This is a genomic window from Streptomyces sp. NBC_01465, assembly GCF_036227325.1.
Classification (GTDB): domain Bacteria; phylum Actinomycetota; class Actinomycetes; order Streptomycetales; family Streptomycetaceae; genus Streptomyces.
Map to the genome: position 1 here is coordinate 99,008 of NZ_CP109467.1, position 17,106 is coordinate 116,113.

General features: G+C 70.5%; 10 protein-coding genes. 4 read left to right on the forward strand and 6 right to left on the reverse strand.

The features are described from left to right. Position 1: 1 nt before the first annotated feature. The 6 genes from OG707_RS00365 to OG707_RS00390 form a co-directional block, all read right to left on the reverse strand. Positions 2–7,765 (reverse strand): non-ribosomal peptide synthetase, encoded by a 7,764-nt coding sequence (locus OG707_RS00365; RefSeq protein ID WP_329113004.1) that lies wholly within the window; start codon positions 7,763–7,765, stop codon positions 2–4. 44 nt (positions 7,766–7,809) lie between these two features. Then, on the reverse strand, positions 7,810–8,997 hold the full coding sequence (locus OG707_RS00370) for an NAD(P)/FAD-dependent oxidoreductase (protein ID WP_329113006.1): 1,188 nt from the start codon (positions 8,995–8,997) through the stop codon (positions 7,810–7,812). 39 nt (positions 8,998–9,036) lie between these two features. Then, positions 9,037–9,267 (reverse strand): phosphopantetheine-binding protein, encoded by a 231-nt coding sequence (locus OG707_RS00375; protein WP_329113008.1) that lies wholly within the window; start codon positions 9,265–9,267, stop codon positions 9,037–9,039. Then, positions 9,267–10,865: an amino acid adenylation domain-containing protein gene (locus tag OG707_RS00380; RefSeq protein ID WP_329113010.1), complete on the reverse strand. Its 1,599-nt coding sequence runs from the start codon at positions 10,863–10,865 to the stop codon at positions 9,267–9,269. Before OG707_RS00380 ends, OG707_RS00375 begins: the two co-directional genes overlap by 1 nt. 94 nt (positions 10,866–10,959) lie before the next feature. Then, on the reverse strand, positions 10,960–11,571 hold the full coding sequence (locus tag OG707_RS00385; protein ID WP_329113012.1) for an LmbU family transcriptional regulator: 612 nt from the start codon (positions 11,569–11,571) through the stop codon (positions 10,960–10,962). Positions 11,572–11,754: 183 nt separating this feature from the next. Then, complete coding sequence (locus OG707_RS00390; RefSeq protein WP_329113014.1) at positions 11,755–11,970, reverse strand: MbtH family protein; 216 nt, start codon at positions 11,968–11,970, stop codon at positions 11,755–11,757. Between the two features lie 453 nt (positions 11,971–12,423). Here OG707_RS00390 and OG707_RS00395 point away from each other — a divergent pair, with 453 nt between their 5' ends. From OG707_RS00395 to OG707_RS00410, 4 genes are read left to right on the forward strand one after another with little or no spacing between them, the layout of a single operon-like run. Beyond that, complete coding sequence (locus OG707_RS00395; protein WP_329113016.1) at positions 12,424–13,608, forward strand: serine hydrolase domain-containing protein; 1,185 nt, start codon at positions 12,424–12,426, stop codon at positions 13,606–13,608. A gap of 57 nt (positions 13,609–13,665) precedes the next feature. Then, positions 13,666–14,694, forward strand: coding sequence for an N-acetyl-gamma-glutamyl-phosphate reductase (argC, locus tag OG707_RS00400; RefSeq protein WP_329113018.1), 1,029 nt, complete (start codon positions 13,666–13,668; stop codon positions 14,692–14,694). Next, complete coding sequence (gene argJ / locus OG707_RS00405; RefSeq protein ID WP_329113021.1) at positions 14,691–15,842, forward strand: bifunctional glutamate N-acetyltransferase/amino-acid acetyltransferase ArgJ; 1,152 nt, start codon at positions 14,691–14,693, stop codon at positions 15,840–15,842. The genes argC and argJ overlap by 4 nt, the downstream gene beginning before the upstream one ends. After that, positions 15,839–17,071 carry an acetylornithine transaminase gene (locus OG707_RS00410; RefSeq protein WP_329113024.1) on the forward strand — a complete coding sequence of 411 codons (1,233 nt, stop codon included), beginning with the start codon at positions 15,839–15,841 and terminating at the stop codon, positions 17,069–17,071. Before argJ ends, OG707_RS00410 begins: the two co-directional genes overlap by 4 nt. The last annotated feature ends 35 nt before the right edge of the window (positions 17,072–17,106 follow it).

A 17,106-nucleotide genomic window follows, 5' to 3' on the forward strand; every position in this document is an offset into this window, starting at 1 on the left:
CCTAAACGTTCATCTGGCGCAGCTGGAGGCGGTTCGACTTCTTGCCCGACTTCTCGATCCGGTCCGCCAGTTCGGCGACGGTCGGACTGCGGAACACGGTCGTGACCTTGACGTCGACGTCGAGTTCGTTGCGGATACGGCCGATCAGCCGCGTGGCCAGGAGCGAATGGCCGCCGTTCTCGAAGAAGTCGACGTCGATCCCGATCTCCTCCACGCCGAGCAGCTCGGCGAAGAGCCTGCAGAGGACTTCCTCGTTGGGGGTGCGCGGCCCTCGCCCGGTCGCGGCCTCGGTGCGGTCCGGCGCGGGGAGCGCGTTGCGGTCGAGCTTCCCGCTGGGTGTTTTCGGGAACTCGGCGAGCGGCACGATCGCCGAGGGCACCATGTACTGCGGCAGATGCTCGCGGGCCAGCTCGGTGAGGGCCGTGAGGTCCAGCGCGTCAGGGGCCGTGGCACCGGACGGCACCACGTACGCGACGAGGCGCTGGTCGTCGGCGTTGTCCTCGCGTACGACGGCGACCGCACTGTCGACGTCCGGGTGCGCGGTCAACGCCTGCTCGATCTCGGCGAGTTCGATGCGGAACCCGCGGATCTTGACCTGGAAGTCGGCGCGGCCGATGTACTCGACCTGGCCGTCCGCGGTCCAGCGCACGACGTCGCCCGTGCGGTACATGCGGGACCCCGGCTCGCCGAAGGGGCAGGCCACGAAGCGGTTCGAGGTCAGTCCGGTCTGTCCGAGGTAGCCCCGGGCCAGCTGGGCGCCGGCCAGGTAGAGCTCGCCGGTGACGCCGGGTGCGACCGGGCGCAGGGCCGAGTCGAGCACGTACACCTGGGTGTTCCAGATCGGAGCACCGATCGGCAGCCGATCCGAGCCCGGCACGTGCTGCCAGGCCGTGACCTCGACGGCCGCCTCGGTGGGTCCGTACACGTTGTTCGCGGAGCACTGGGGCAGCAGTTCGACGAATCGGTTGGCCAGTGCGGGCGGGAACGCCTCGCCCGCGACCTCGATCCAGCGCAGGCTGGTGCACTCCTTGGCCGAGGGCTCGGCGACGAACGCCTCGAGGAGCGACGGTACGAAGTCCGCTCCGGTGACCCGCTCCCGCCGGATCAGCTCCGCCAGATACGCCGGGTCGCGACGCCCGTCCGGGCGTGCGATGACGACAGCGGCTCCCACCTGCAGCGGTGCGAACAGCTCCGGTACCGATACGTCGAAGCTCGCCGTCGTGGAGAGCAGCACCCGGTCCTCGGCGCCCACCTGGAAGTGTCCGATTCCCCACTTGAGCCGGTTCATGATGGCGCGGTGTGCCACGGGCACGCCCTTGGGGCCGCCGGTGGAGCCGGAGGTGAAGATGGCGTACGCGGCGTTGTCCGGCGACAGCGTGCGCTGCGGGTCGGTGTCCGGATACGCGGCCACGTCGGGAAGCTGCTCGTCGAGGACGAGGAGGGGCTTCGCGCTGTTCAGCACATGGCGTACGCGGTCCTCGGGCAGCTCCGTGTCGACCGGTACGTACGCGGCGCCGGCCTTGACCACCGCGTAGATCGCCACCATCAGCTCCACCGAGCGGGGGATCTTCACGGCGACCAACTGCTCGGGTCCTGCGCCCTGTTCGACGAGCCAGTGCGCCAGTTGGTTGGCGCGCCGGTTGAACTCCGCGTAGCTGAGCGTCTCCTTCTCGCCGATCAGCGCGACCGCGTCCGGCGTCCGCTCCGCCTGCGCCTCGAAGGCTCCCGGCAGCGTGTCCACGGCCACCGGATGCGCGGTGTCGTTGATCCGGCTCACCAGCCAGTCGCGCTCGTCGTCGCCGAGCACGTCCACGGCCGCCACCGGCACCGACGGGTCCTGCAGCACCTGCTCCAGGACCCGGACGAGCCGGGTGGCGATCTCCTCGGCGGCGTCGTGGCCGTAGAGGTTCTTCTGGTAGTCGAGGGAGAGCCGCAGATAGGGGTCGGAGGAGTTGAGGGTGAGCGGGTAGTGCGAGCCCGCGAACGGGCGGATCGCGTCGATCGTGATGCCCGCCGCGCTGTTCGCGTCGACGATGCCCTCGCGGTCGACCGGGTAGTTCTCGAAGACGACGATCGTGTCGAACAGGGAGGGCAGCCCGGTGCCGCGCTGGATGTCGGCCAGGCCGTAGTAGTGGTGGTCGATGAGGGAGATCTGGCGGTTCTGCAGATCGGTGATGACCTCGCCCAGGCTGAGTCCGGGGCGGCACAGCGCCCTGGTCGGCAGGGAGTTGATGAACAGGCCGACCATTTCGTCGCTGCCGATCACGTCCGCCGGGCGGCCGTTGACGGCGGCGCCGAACACCACGTCCTGCTGCCCGGTCAGCTTCGATACGAGGATCGCCCACGCGCCCTGCAGCAGGGTGTTGAGCGTGACGCCCAGTTCGGCCGCACGCCGGGCGAGTTCGCGCCCCTTGTCGATCGTCAGCGGTACTTCGACGCGGCCGAGCGACGCCGCCTCGCCCTCGGGTACGAGGCCCGCGGCGACCAGGGTCGGCTCGTCGAACCCTTCGAGCTCGGCCTGCCAGCGGGCGGCCGAGGCGTCCCGGTCCTGGCGGGTGAGCCAGGCCAGGTAGTCGCCGTAGGAGCGGACGGGGGCGAGCTCGGCGGATTCGGCGTACAGCCGGATCAGATCGGTGATCACCATCGGGGACGACCAGCCGTCGAACAGGGTGTGGTGCGCCGTGAGGATCAGCTTGGACCGCTGCGGGCCGCAGGTCAGCTGGGCCAGGCGGAGCAACGGCGGCCGTGCCGGGTCGAGTTGGTCCGCGCGGTCGTCGGCGAGGGCCGCGTCGAGGGCGGCGTCCTGCTCGGCCTCGTCGAGGCCGGTCAGGTCGAGGTGGCACCAGGGCAGGGATACGTGTTCGGCCACGACCTGCACCGGTTCGCCGTCGGCGGTGGTGAGGAACGCGGACCTGAGGTTCGGGTACCTGTCGAGCAGGGCCTGGCCGGCCGCCCGCATGCGTTCCGGGTCGACGTGTCCGGACAGGTGCAGGACGAACTGCATGTGGTAGACGTCGAAGGAGCCTTCGGCGAGCGCCGCCTGGAACTGAATGCCGGACTGTCCCGGGGCCTGCGGCCACACCTCGACCAGCGGGCCGTAGCTCTGCTCCCAGCCCTCGATGTCGTTCTGGCGCACCGTCACGAGGCGGGCGTCCGAGGGGGTGAGCCCGCCGATCTGCGGGCGCGCGGCGTACGCGGCCATGCCGTGCAGCACCTGGACCCACAGCTCGGCCAGTTCGGAGGTCCGCTCGCGGGTCAGCACCCCGGTCGGGAACATGAACGCGGCCTGCAGCCGCGGCCCTTCGGGGGTGTCCGTGGCGACGGAGTTGACTTCGAGGGCGGACAGCGCGGGCAGGTCGGGGTCGGGTTCCGCGATGAGCTCGGCGGACCAGGAGGCCGGGCCCCATCCGTCGGTGCGCAGGTGCTCGGGTACGTCGGAGTCGGAGATCCGGCCGAGGTAGTTGAAGCCGATCTGCGGGACCGGGAGGTCGGCGAGCTGTTCGGCGGTCTCCGGGTTGAGGTGGCGCAGCAGCCCGTATCCGAGGCCCTTGTCCGGGACCTCGCGCAGCTGCTCCTTGACCCGCTTGATCGCCTTCGCGGCGTCCTGGCCACCGGCGAGGACGTCGGACAGGTCCGCTCCCCGGACGTCGACCCTGGCCGGGTACATGGTGGTGAACCATCCGACGGTGCGGGAGAGGTCTGCGCCGGGTACGGCGTCCTCCTCGCGGCCGTGCCCCTCCAGGCGGACGAGGGTGGAGCTGTCGGCGCCGCGCCACCGGTTCACAGCGAGGGCGAGCGCGGCGAGCAGCACGTCGGTGCCGGTGCCCCTGAACGCCGCGGGGAGCTTGGTCAGCACCGCCTCGGTGACGTCGGCGGGCAGCTGCACCCGTACGGTCTCGACCGTGGACCAGAGGTCCAGCGCCGGGTCGAACGCCCTAGCCCCCAGCGGGGGGTTGGGGGATTCGAGCAGGTCCCGCCAGTACGTCAGTTCCGCCTCCCGTTCCGGGGAGAACGCCTCGTCGGAGAGCGCGGACGCCCAGCGGCGGGCCGAGGTGCCGACGGCGGGCAGTTCGGGGGTCTTCCCTGCGCGGACGTGCTGCCAGGCTTCGGCGAAGTCCGACATGAGGATCCGCCAGGAGACTCCGTCGACGACCAGGTGGTGCAGGACCACCAGCAGCCGGCCCGCACCCGAGGGTGCGGCGAACCAGACGAAGTCCGCGACGGTCCCGGCCTCGGGGTCGAGCCGGCCGACCGCCTCGTACAGTTCCGCCTTGGCCGCGGCCAGCGAGGACGGTTCGTCCCAGCGGCCGTCGCAGTCGACGCGGTGGATCAGGTCCGCCGCTCGTACGCTGCCGGCGGCGCGTGCGACGAGGGTGGACTCGTCGCCGCGTACGAGCTGCGCGCGCAGGAGGTCGTGCCGGTCGAGTACGGCGTCGAGCGTCGCGGCGAGGCCGTCCGCGTCGATGCCGGTGGGCAGTTCGAGGACCATCGACATGGCGAAGCGGTTCGTCCCGCCGCCGTGCTCGAAGACCTGTTGGGCGACCGGCTGCAGCGGCATCGGTCCGACGCCGCCGCCTTCGAGTTCGGCGAGTACGGGCGCCTGTCCCTGGCGGTCGGAGGCCACCTCGGCGAGGCGGGCCGCCGTACGGCATTCGAAGATCTCCCGGGTGGAGACCTCCAGGCCGCGGGCCCTGGTCCGGGCCACCACCTGGATGGAGCGCAGGCTGTCGCCGCCCACCGCGAAGAAGTCGTCGTCGACTCCGACGCGGTCGACGCCGAGCACGTCCGCGTACGCCGCCGCGATGATCAACTCGGCCTCGGTGCGCGGCTCCCGGTAGGCCTCGCCGAGGAACTCCGGTTCGGGCAGGGCCGAACGGTCGAGCTTGCCGGTCGGGCCGAGCGGCAGCCGGCCGAGGGTCACGAAGGCCGAGGGCACCATGTAGTCGGGCAGCCGGCTCGCGACGAACTTGCGCAGTTCGGCCGACGAGGCTCCGGCCAGTACGTCCACGTCGCCGATTCCGCCCGCGCCGTCGTCACCGACTGCTCCTTCGCCGGTGTGCACGACGTACGCGACGAGCCGGCGTCCGCCCGAGGGCACTTCGCGGCTGATGACCACCGCCTGGCTGATCCCCGGGTGCTGGGTGATCGCCGCTTCGACCTCGGAGGTCTCGATGCGGAAGCCGCGGACCTTCACCTGTCCGTCCCCGCGCCCGACGCACTCCAGCTGTCCCTGGGCGTTCCAGCGGGCCAGGTCGCCGGTGCGGTACATGCGCTCGCCTGCGGGGCCGTACGGGTTCGGTACGTAGCGCTCGGCGGTCAGGCCGGGTCGGCCGTGGTAGCCGCGGCCCAGGCAGGTGCCGACGACGTACAGCTCGCCGATCACGCCCTGCGGGACCGGGGCGAGCCCCGGGCCGAGGACGTAGGCGCGCATGTTCCCCAGCGGGGTGCCGATGGGCGCGACATCGCTGTCCGCCCACTCCTCGGACGCGGCGAGGGAGAAGGTGGTGGCGTAGAAACTCTCGCTCTGGCCGTACGAGTTGACGATCTGGACTCCGGGGAGGGCCTCGCGGACCTGCCGCACCAGCCGGCCCGGGAGCACGTCGCCCGCGAACACGACGGTGCGCACGTCCGGCGCCTTGTCGAGGTGGCCCAGGAGTTCCCCGAGGACCGAGGGGACCCCGCTGATCACCTGCCCGTTCCAGCTGTCCCGGTCGGCGAGGGCCAGCGCGTTCGCCACCAGTTCGGCCGTGCCGCCGGTGGTCAGGGTGGTCAGCAGCTCGAAGACCGATACGTCGAAGTTGACCGAGGTGCCGGCCAGCATCCGCCAGCCGGGCGGCGCGTCGAGGACGCGCACCAGCTCCTGAACCCCGCCCACGACGCCCCGGTGGGTGATCGTCGCGCCCTTCGGCTTGCCCGTGGAGCCGGACGTGAACATGACGTACGCCAGGTTGTCCGGCCCGAGCGGCGCGGTCCGCCGCGCGTTGTCCGGTGCTCCCGCGGGCACGTCCCAGTCGGCGCGGCGGTCGAGGTCGACGGTCGTGATGTTGTTGGCCGGCATGTCCTGCCAGGTCGCGGTGGAGGTGACCGCGAAACGCGGCGCCGCCTCGGACAGCACGCTCTCCGCCCGCCCGCTGAGGTACTGCGGGTCCAACGGCACATATCCGGCACCGGACTTGAGGATCCCGAGGAGGCCGGCCACGAGGTCCTCGGTGCGCGGCAGCGCGAGGACCACGAGGTCCTCAGGGCCGGCACCGTGCCGGATGAGCTCCCAGGCCACGCCGTTCGCCCGGTCGTCGAGCTCCCGGTAGGTCAGCGTCCGGCCGTCGCACTCGACCGCCGGAGCGTCGGGTGTCCTGGCCACCTGGCTCTCGAACAGCTCGGGAATCGTCAGCTCGGAGGCTTCCGCGTCACTGCCGTCGAACCGGAGCAGCCGGTCGCGTTCGGTCGCGTCGAGTACGTCGACGGTGGCGATCGCACGCTCCGAGTCGGCGACGAGCCGGTCCAGCACACGGACGAACCGCTGCGCGATGCCCTCCGCCGTGTCCCGGTCGAAGAGTCCGGTGGCGTACTCGAGACGGCACTGTGCGCCGCCCGCGCCGTCCGGGAGCAGGTCGAAGAAGAGGTCGAACTTGGCGGTGCCGGTCTCGAGCCGCTCGGCGCGGACCTGGAGGCCGGGCAGCTCCATGGGCGGCACGGGGGGCTGCCAGGAGAGCATGACCTGGAAGAACGGGTTGTACGCGGTGGACCGGTCCGGGTTGAGCAGCTGCACGAGCCGCTCGAAGGGCATGTCCTGGTTGTCGTACGCGGCGAGGGAGCGGTCCCGTACCTGCTGGAGCAGTTGGCGGAAGGTCGGGTTGCCGGAGAGGTCGGCGCGCAGCACCCAGGTGTTGACGAAGAACCCGACGAGGTCGCGGAGGTCCTCGTCGGTGCGGTCGGTGATCGGCGCGCCGATCGACACGTCGTCACCGCATCCGAGGTGGTGCAGGAGCACGGCGAGCGCCGCGTGCATGACCATCGACACCGTGGTGTCCTGCTGTGCGGCCAGCTTCTCGACGGACGCGAGCAGTCCGGGCTCGATGGAGAACGGGATGCGGTCGCCCTCGGCGCTCATCGCCCGGGGCCGCGGGCGGTCCGTCGGGATGGCGAGCGGCTGCGGCAGGTCGGCCAACGCGTCGCGCCAGTAGGCGAGTTGGCGGGCCGCCACGCTCTCCGGGTCGTTCTCGTCTCCCAGGAGGTCCAGCTGCCAGAGCGTGTAGTCCGCGTACTGCACCGGGAGCGGCTCCCACGCGGGGGCGCTGCCCTGCCTGCGGGCCGCGTAGGCCTCGGTGAGGTCGCGGAACAGCGGTCCGAAGGACTCGCCGTCCACGGCGATGTGGTGTGCCACCACGACCAGAGTGTGCTCGCCCGGTCCGCTCTTCAGCAGCCGGGCGCGGATCGGCGCGTCCGCGGCCAGGTCGAAGGTCGCGGTGGCCACCTCGTCGACCGCCGCCGCCAGTGCGTCCTGCGCGACCTCGACGACCGGCAGGGCGAACGGCTGCTCCCCTGTGCCCAGCACCTGCTGGTGCGGAACACCGTCGTCGCCCTCGACGATCACCGTACGGAGGACCTCGTGGCGGTCGATGATGTCGCGGAGCGCCGACTCCAGCGCCGCCACGCTCAGTTCACCGGTCAGCCGCAGGGCGAACGCGCCGTTGTAGGTCGGCGAGGGCCCTTCGAACCGGTCCACGAACCACAGCCGGCGCTGCGCGAACGACAACGGGATCATTGTTTCTCCAAATTCGGCAGAACCACGAGGGGGCGAGTCGTCACTCAGCTGAGGTCGAGCAGGGTGAGGAGTTCGTCGTTGTAGAAGTCGTCGATGGAGCACGCCCCCGACAGCGTCGAGAAGTACCGGTCGATGTGCTCCTGGTGGCCGACCAGCTTCTGCAGCATGTCGGCCCGTCCCTGGGGCTTGAGTTCGGCCGTGTTGAGGGCGCCCTGGTAGTGGCTGAGGGCTTCGCCGCTGAGGTTGTTCTCGTAGCGGCGCAGCGCCGACTTGAGCGCCGCTTCGTCGTGCAGCTGGTCACCGATGTAGTCGGTGAGCGACTGGGCCTGGGCGAAGGCTTCGGTGATGCCGCGGGCGGTGATGGAGTCCTTGTGGTTCACCGCGTCGCCGACCAGCACCCAGCCGGGTCCGTAGGCCTTGCGGAAGTAGTTCTCCTGGTGGCCGGTGCCGTAGAGCTGTTCCTCGCGCTTGCCCGCCATCATCCGCTCGTACAGTGCGGGCGCGGTCGTGCGGAAGCTGTCGAGGTAGAAGGGCTCCACTCCCTTGCGGACGTCGTTGTACTCGTCCTGCGGGAAGTAGGTCATGAGGAGCGTGAGGTCGTCGTTGGTGGGGATGACGCCGATCCAGCGGCCCGGCCGCTCGTACAGCTCGAAGTGCGAGGGGACCCCCGACCAGTAGCTGTAGTAGGTGCAGCTGACCCGTGCGTGCTCGACGACGTTCTGCGCGCCGGCCTTGCGGGCCACCAGCGAGCGCATGCCGTCGGCGCCGACGACGAGGGGGGCCCGTTCCGTCGTCTCGGTGCCGGCGGGCGTGGTGTACCGCACACCGACGACCCGGTCGCCCTCCCACAGCAGGTCCTTGACGGCGCAGCCCTGCTGGAATTCCACGCCGGCCTCGACGGCTCCTTCGGCGAGGATCGGGTCGAGTACGTACCGGCGCGGGGCGTAGGTGTAGTGCAGGTCGTCGAGCGGGAGCGAGAAGCCCTCGATCCGGACGTCGGGACCCTCGTAGCTCTGCTTCGTGATCTGCCTGCAGCCCGCGTCGCGCAGCTTGTCGAGCAGCCCCCACCGGTTGAGGAGCGACATGCCCTGCATATGGATGTAGTGCGAGGACAGTGTGTCCAGAGGGAATTGCGCCTTTTCGAGAAGCAGGACCCGATAGCCCTTCTTCGCGAACAGCATGGCCGTCGGCGAACCCGCACAACGGGCACCGATGACAATCACGTCGTACATGGCTCGCCTCTCTTACCGGGGGTGTGAATTGGATGGAAGCTACGCGGTCATGGCACGCAGGGATTCGATGTACGAGGAGATCGACTTCACGGTCGGGTTGAGGAACATCTGGTCCATCGGGACCTCGACGCCCAGATCCGTCAGGAACGCTCCCTGGATCTTGACCATGATCACGGACTGGCCGCCCAGGGCGAAGAAGTCGTCGTCGATCGATATCTCGTCACGCTGGAGTTCCCGGCACCAAATGGCGCGCACGCTCTCGGAAATCATCACAGTCCTCTCTGGGCCGCGGTGCCGTTGTCGGCGTTCTGGTTCTTGAGCGCGTCGACAAGGGCCGCGCGGTCGACTTTTCCGTGCGGGCTCAGGGGAATTCCCGGGACTTCCAGGAATCTGGCCGGGACCATGTTCCGCGGCAGCGCCGTCAGCAGGCGGGTGCGTACGTCGTCCTCGTCGAGTCCGTCCCCGGCCGGGACGACGAACGCGGTCAGTTCGGCCTCGCCGGCATCGGTGTACGTGACCGCCACGGCGGCCTCCCGCACTCCGTCCAGCCGGCCGAGCGCACGCTCGATGTCGGTGGGATCGATGCGCATCCCGCGCACCTTCACCTGCGCGTCCATCCGTCCCGCGACGACGAGTTCGCCCGCCTCGGTCACATGGCCGCGGTCGCCGGTGCGGTACAGCCGCAGCGGCGCGCCGTCGACCTCGATCGTCGTGAACTTCTCGTTCTCGGGGCCCGCGGTACCGAGGTAGCCGGCGCCGACTCCGGCCCCGGCGATGCAGATCTCGCCGTACTCCCCCGCGCCGACGCCGCGCAGCTGCTCGTCGAGGAGGTGGATGTCGGTGTTGTAGGCGGGCCTGCCGACCGGTGCGATGTCGTGCTCGCCGGGCCGGTAGGCGGCGAGGTCGTACGACGTCGCGACGTCCGTGCACTCGGCGACTCCGTACTGGTGCAGCAGGGTGCAGGTGTTGCCCTCGCGCCGCATCCAGTCCGTGAGCCGTTCGGCCTTGAGGGCCTCCCCGCCGAAGAGCACGTAGTCGAGCCGGGTGAGCGCGTCACCGCCTCGCGCGGCCTCCCAGTCCACCAGCACGTACAGGGTGCTGGAGGCGCAGTGCACCACCCGGATGTCGTGGTCGGTGAGGATGCGGTACGCCATCATGGCGTCGAAGTTGCGGCTCGCCATCAGGTACTGGGTGGCGCCGCAGAACAGCGGTGTCATCAGGGCGCGTTGGGAGAGGTCGAACCCGAAGGCGCTGACGACCAGGTTGTGGGATCCGCTGTGCAGTCCGTACTCGAGTTTCAGCCAGTTCATCAGGTTGAACCAGCCCTCGTGGCGCACCGCGGTCAGCTTCGGCGTGCCGGTCGACCCGGACGTGAAGACCGCGTAGCAGATGTCGTCGCCCGTGACGGGAACGCCGGGAGAGGTCGCGGGGAGCGCTGCCAGGTCGTCGGAGAGCTGCTCCAGATCGACGACGTCGACGGCCGCCGACTCGACCATCCCGGCCGTCGCCGGGGAGGCGACGATCAGGCCGAGGTCGGGTACCTGGCCGAGCAGCAGCTGGAGCCTCTCCGCCGGGTAGGCCGGGTCGAACGGTACGTAGGCCGCGCCCGCCTTCAGCGTCCCGAGGATGGCGACGAGCAGGTCGGCCGAGTAGTCGAGACAGACGCCGACCTTCGTACCCCGGCCGATTCCGCGCGCGCCGAGGAAGTGCGCGAAGCGGTTCGCCCGCGTGTCCAGCTCCGCGTACGTCGCCTGCCGGCCGGCCCGGGAGACGGCGACGGCATCGGGGGCGGCCTGCACGTTCGCCTCGAACTGCCGGTGGACGACGGGCTCCGATGGCAGGGCGACCCGCTTTCCCTGAAGGATCATCAACTGACTCCGATGTGAGGGGGTCCGGTCTGACGAGCCGCCGGCCGAACCGCGGGGAGGCGGGAGTCGGCCGGCGTGTGCGGGCGGTGCGCCCCTAGGCGGTCCGTCGCTCGACGGACCGTCCGTCGACGGTTTCGAGCAGGTGGGTCAGCCACTGGTCGAGGGACAGACCGTGTGCGGCGGCCGCCTTCGCGTGGTACTCCAGTCGGCCGGCGGACAGTTCGACGGTGAGCGTGGTGCTCTTCTGCCGGTCTTTTCCGTCGGCCGCCGACTCGGCCGGCCGGTCCACCGCGACCTGCTCGTCGTCGTTGTCCGGCAGCGTCTCGGTGGCGTCGCTCTGTGCTGCCAGGCTCGCGCGGACCGCCTTGCGCAGTTCGTTGCGCGACCACTTCTGCTGTTCGGCCTTGCGCAGCCAGTAGTCCTGCTCCGGCGGGGACAGCCGGGTGACCTCCGCGTGATGGGCGAAGCTGAGGCCGTCCCGCCTGCGGTCGTGCTCGAACCGCCGGGCCACCCAGGCGTAGTTGCGCAGGGTCTGGTAGTCGAGGCCCGTGCGCTCGATCGCCTCCTTGTACCGCCGCCACCCGTAGGTGGCCTCGCCGTACTTCAGCCAGTCGCCGAGCCACCAGGCCGAGGAGTTCGCGAGCTCGCGCAGGTTGGTCCCGATCTGCTCCCAGGCCCGCTCGGGCAGATTCTGCGGGAAGGTCATCCCCGACTTCTGCACCGTGGCGTGTGTCCCCACGAAGGGCAGGAGCACGCCGCGCTGTGCCGGCTCACCGCTGTGCGCCGTAGGCCTCGCCCGGAATCCGCTCGCGGTCCTCGCAGCGCCCGTCACAAGCTCCATCTCCCCACTCAGAGTGTCTTCCTGCGGTCGGCCGCGGACCGGAGGCGATCAGTCCGCCGCCATGGCCACCTGCAGGCTCTTGGGCCGCAGGTCGGTCCAGTTCTGCTCGACGTACTCCAGGCACTCGGCCCGGGTCGCCTCGCCGAACACCACGCGCCAGCCTGCGGGCACCTCGGCGAACACCGGCCAGAGGGAGTGCTGTTCTTCGTCGTTGACCACCACGTGGAAGCGGCCGTCCGCGTCATCGAAGGGGTTCGTGCTCAACTGGCACCGTCCTTGTCCGTCATGGGTGACTCGGGGTGGGTCATCGCCGGTCCGGGTACGAAAGGGCACCGGACGCGGGCTCGCCGGCCGGTGTCTGTCCGGTCGACAGGACACCCGGCAGGCAGCGGTCCCGGCGATGCCACGTCACCGTAGAGATCCGGCCGTCGGCGCTACAAGGACGGCGAGCCCATCGCGCTTCCTGCCGCCAAAGGCGCCTGCACCCCGGCGGGATCCCCTGTACCCCACCGGTTTCCTGTGCCACGATGCCGCGCTCCGCAGGACCGGGCCGCGGTGCCCGACCCCGCATGGACGCCGCCAACTGCCGTACGGTTTCGGGGAGTTGGCGGAGCGGGCACTGCACTACCCGCACGCGACATCGGTGACTTACGGTGCCATCCACGAGCCGCACAAGTACGGAATCAGCCATGTGCGGTCGACTCTCAGGAGCGGGGAATGGCGATGACGGCAGGGAAGAGACCAAGGGCCTGCGTGATCGGTCTGGCGGCGGTGGCGCTCACCGCCACCGTCTTCACGGGGCCTGCCCGGGCTTCGGGCGGCACGGCTGTCGCGGCGACCGACCACCAGGCCACGCAGGCTGCGATCGACGCGGCCGTGGCAGCCGGCATACCCGGCGTCACCGCCGAGGCACGGGATGCGGGCGGTGTCTGGAAATCGGCGACGGGCGTGGGCGACCTCAAGACCGGCGCTCCGCGCGGCAAGGACGACCGGTTCCGCGTCGGCAGTCTCACCAACACCTTCGTGGCGACGGTCCTCCTGCAGATGGAGGCGGAGAAGAAGATCGGTCTCGACACGACCGTGGACCACTATCTGCCCGGTGTGGTGACGGGCAACGGGAACGACGGCAGCAAGATCACCGTCCGGCAGCTGCTCAACCACACCAGCGGACTCTTCGACTACCTCGCCGACGTGCCGTACTACGAGACGTACACCATGGGCGACGGCTTCCTCCAGCACCGGTACGACACCCTGACGCCCCAGCAGCGCCTCAAGGTGGCCTTCTCCCACGCGCCGGCGTTCACGCCGGGGGCCAGGCATTCCTTCTCCCACACCAACGACGTCCTGGCCGCACTGATCGTCCAGAAGATCAGCGGCAGACCGTACGAGGACGAGGTGCGCCGGCGCATCGTCGAACCCCTGGGGCTGCGGGCGACGTCCAACCCCGGCACGAGCGCCAATCTGCCCCTGCCCAGCAGCCGCGGCTACTCCAAGCTCTTCTACAGCACACAGCCCGACCGCATCGACGACGTCACCCGCCTCAACGGCTCTCAGAACTGGGGCGACGGTGACATCATCTCCAGCGCGGCCGATCTGAACCGGTTCTACCGGGCCCTGATGGGCGGAAAGCTGCTGCCCGCGCAGCAGTTGAAGGAACTGAAGACGGTCGTCGTCAACCCCGACTTCCCGATCTCGTCCTACGGGCTCGGCGTCGAGACGCTCGCGATGAGCTGCGGCATCACGCTCTGGTACCACGACGGCGGTGTGGTCGGCTCGCTCACCCTCTCCGCCTTCACCGAGGACGGCAGCCACCAGCTCACGTTCAACTACAACGGCGACTGGGACGCATCGGGGATCATCCCGATCCTGAACGCCGAGTTCTGCGACACGACGTCCCGCTGACGCCGAGGCGGGCCCCCGCGGCGTGTCGCCCCCACACGTCTGCCAACCGGAGGGTTCATGACAGTGCGAGCGGCCGTGGCCGGAGCCAGCGGCTATGCGGGGGGCGAGCTCCTGCGCCTTCTGCTGGCTCACCCGGAAGTGGAGATCGGTGCCCTGACCGGGCATTCCAGCGCGGGACAGCTGCTGGGCACGCTGCAGCCGCAGCTGGCCCCGCTGGCCGGGCGTGAGGTGGTGCCCACCACCGCCGCAGCGCTGAGGGGGCACGACGTCGTCTTCCTCGCGCTGCCGCACGGCCGGTCCGCCGCCGTCGCGCGGGAGTTGGGCGACGACACACTGGTCGTCGACTGCGGCGCCGACTTCCGCCTCACCGACGCGGCCGACTGGGAGACGTTCTACGGCTCGCCGCACGCGGGCACCTGGCCCTACGGCCTGCCCGAACTGCCGGGCGCCCGCGCCTCGTTGGCGGGAGCCCGGCGCATCGCGGTGCCGGGCTGCTATCCGACCGCCGTGTCGCTGGCGCTCTTTCCCGCGTACGCGGCGGATCTGGCCGAACCGGAGGCGGTGGTCGTCGCGGCGTCCGGCACGTCCGGTGCCGGGAAGACGCCCAGGGCGGACCTGCTCGGAGCCGAGGTCATGGGTTCCATGCGGCCGTACGGCGTGGGCGGCGGCCACCGGCACACTCCCGAGATGGTGCAGAACCTGAGCGCCGTGGCGGGTCACCGGGTCGCCGTCTCCTTCACCCCGACCCTGGCCCCCATGCCGCGCGGCATCCTCGCCACGTGTTCGGCCGCGGCGCGGCCCGGGGTCGGCGCGCAGGACGTACGGGAGGCGTACGAGAAGGCCCTGTCCGACGAGGAGTTCGTGACGCTGCTGCCCGAGGGGCAGTGGCCCAGCACCTCGGCCGTGTACGGATCGAACGCCGCCCAGGTCCAGGTGACCTTCGACGCGGCGGTCGGCCGGATCATCGCGATCAGCGCCATCGACAACCTCACCAAGGGCACCGCGGGCGGCGCCGTCCAGAGCATGAACGCCGCTCTCGGCCTGCCCGAAGGGCTGGGGCTTTCCACGATCGGAGTCGCACCATGACCGTCACCGCAGCGCGAGGATTCACGGCGGCGGGTGTCGCCGCAGGCCTCAAGGAGAACGGCGACCGGGATGTGGCTCTCGTCGTCAACAACGGCCCGCTCCATGCATCTGCGGGAGTCTTCACCTCCAACCGCGTCCAGGCGGCGCCCGTCCAGTGGTCCCGCCAGGCCCTCGCCGACGGCGGAGTCCGCGCGGTGGTGCTCAACTCCGGCGGCGCCAACGCCTGCACCGGAGCGGAGGGGTTCAAGGACACGTGCGCCACCGCCGAGAGGGCTGCGGAGCTGCTCGGCCTCGACGCCGGCGACGTGGCGGTCTGTTCCACCGGACTCATCGGCGTGCCCCTGCCCATGGACCGGCTGCTGGCGGGTGTCGAGAGCGCCGTCTCCCGGCGGTCGGAGGCCGGCGGGAAGGACGCGGCGTTCGCCGTCATGACGACGGACACAGTGCCCAAGACGGCGTCCGTCACCCGTGGCGACTGGGCTGTCGGCGGGATGGCCAAGGGCGCGGGCATGCTCGCCCCCGGGCTCGCCACCATGCTCGTCGTGCTCACCACGGACGCCGCCCTGGACACCACCGCCCTGGACCGGGCGCTGCGGGACGCGACCCGTGTCACCTTCGACCGGATCGACTCCGACGGCTGCATGTCCACCAACGACACCGTGCTGCTGCTCGCCTCCGGGGCATCCGAAGTCGCCCCCGCGTACGAGGAGTTCGCCGAGGCCGTCCGTACGGTCTGCGCCGACCTGGCCCGGCAGCTCGTCCACGACGCCGAGGGTGCGAGCAAGGAGATCCGCATCGAGGTCCTCGGCGCCGCGAACGAGGACGACGCCGTCGAGGTCGGCCGGTCCATCGCCCGCAACAACCTCCTCAAGTGCGCCCTCCACGGCGAGGACCCCAACTGGGGCCGCGTCCTGTCCGCCATCGGCACCACCTCGGCCGCCTTCGACCCCGACCGGCTCGACGTCGCCATCAACGGCGTGTGGGTCTGCAGGAACGGGGCGGTGGGCGAGGACCGCGCACTGGTCGACATGACCGCCCGCGACGTCGGAATCACCGTCAACCTGGCCGCCGGCCCGGACTCCGCCGTCATCTGGACCAACGACCTCACCGCCGACTACGTCCACGAGAACAGCGAGTACTCCTCATGAGCGCTTCTCCGACCGCCCGCCCTGCCGGCAGCAACGCGGCGCTGACCAGCCGCTGGCAGAACGTCATGATGGACAACTTCGGCACCCCTAGGCTGCCGTTGACCGAAGGCCTCGGCACCCGGGTCCGGGACGCCGAGGGCAACGAGTACCTCGACTTCGTCGGCGGCATCGCGGTCAACGCGCTCGGACACGCGCATCCCGCGGTCGTACGGGCGGTCACCGAGCAGATCGCCCGGATGGGACACGTCTCCAACCTGTTCATCGCCGAACCGACCGTGCGGCTCGCCGAGCGCCTGCTCGAGCTCGCCGGACGCCGGGGCCGGGTCTACTTCTCCAACTCGGGCGCCGAGGCCGTCGAAGCAGCCGTCAAGATCGGCAGGCTCACCGGCCGTACGCACATGGTGTCGGCCGTCGGAGGATTCCACGGCCGCACCATGGGGGCCCTGGCCCTCACCGGGCAGCCCGCCAAGCAGCGCCCCTTCGAACCGCTGCCGGGTGAGGTCAGCCATGTCCCGTACGGGGACGCCGAGGCCCTGCGATCCGCCGTGACCCGGGACACGGCGCTCCTGGTGCTCGAACCCGTACAAGGGGAGTACGGCGTGGTCGTCCCGCCGCCCGGCTATCTGCGGGCGGCACGCGAGATCACCGCGGCGACCGGAACCCTCCTCGTCCTGGACGAGATCCAGACCGGCATCGGGCGCACGGGCCACTGGTTCGCGGCACAGCGGGAAGGCGTCGAGGCCGATGTGGTCACGCTCGCCAAGGGACTGGGCGGCGGACTGCCCATCGGCGCGACGCTTGCCTTCGGCGCCGCGGCCGAGCTGCTGACGCCCGGTACTCACGGCTCGACCTTCAGCGGGAACCCGGTGGCCTGCGCGGCCGCGCTCGCCGTCCTGGACACCATCGAGCAGGCCGGCGTCCTCGCCCACGTGACCCGGGCCGGGCAGCGGCTGCGGCGCGGTCTTGAGGCACTGGCCCACCCGCTCGTGCGCGAAGTCCGCGGCGCCGGGCTGCTGTGGGGCGTCGCGCTCCACGGGGAGCACGCGGCGCTCGTACAGCAGTCGGCTCAGGACCGGGGGCTCCTGGTGAATGCGGTGTTGCCGGACGTCGTCCGGCTGGCCCCGCCGCTGATCGTGACGGACCGCGAGGTGGACAGCTTCCTCGACGGCTTCGGGGCGGCCCTGACAGCAGCCGCGCATAGCGTTCATCTCACTTCATTGCAACACTAGGCGATTGATTCATTGCATTGAAGTCAAATCCATTG

What these genes read in the sequence shown, in the direction of transcription:
- OG707_RS00365 (WP_329113004.1), bottom strand. Translation starts at nt 7,765, where the DNA reads ATGATCCCGTTGTCGTTCGCGCAGCGCCGGCTGTGGTTCGTGGACCGG.
- OG707_RS00370 (WP_329113006.1), bottom strand. Translation starts at nt 8,997, where the DNA reads ATGTACGACGTGATTGTCATCGGTGCCCGTTGTGCGGGTTCGCCGACG.
- OG707_RS00375 (WP_329113008.1), bottom strand. Translation starts at nt 9,267, where the DNA reads ATGATTTCCGAGAGCGTGCGCGCCATTTGGTGCCGGGAACTCCAGCGT.
- OG707_RS00380 (WP_329113010.1), bottom strand. Translation starts at nt 10,865, where the DNA reads ATGATCCTTCAGGGAAAGCGGGTCGCCCTGCCATCGGAGCCCGTCGTC.
- OG707_RS00385 (WP_329113012.1), bottom strand. Translation starts at nt 11,571, where the DNA reads ATGACCTTCCCGCAGAATCTGCCCGAGCGGGCCTGGGAGCAGATCGGG.
- OG707_RS00395 (WP_329113016.1), top strand. Translation starts at nt 12,424, where the DNA reads ATGGCGATGACGGCAGGGAAGAGACCAAGGGCCTGCGTGATCGGTCTG.
- argC (WP_329113018.1), top strand. Translation starts at nt 13,666, where the DNA reads ATGACAGTGCGAGCGGCCGTGGCCGGAGCCAGCGGCTATGCGGGGGGC.
- argJ (WP_329113021.1), top strand. Translation starts at nt 14,691, where the DNA reads ATGACCGTCACCGCAGCGCGAGGATTCACGGCGGCGGGTGTCGCCGCA.
- OG707_RS00410 (WP_329113024.1), top strand. Translation starts at nt 15,839, where the DNA reads ATGAGCGCTTCTCCGACCGCCCGCCCTGCCGGCAGCAACGCGGCGCTG.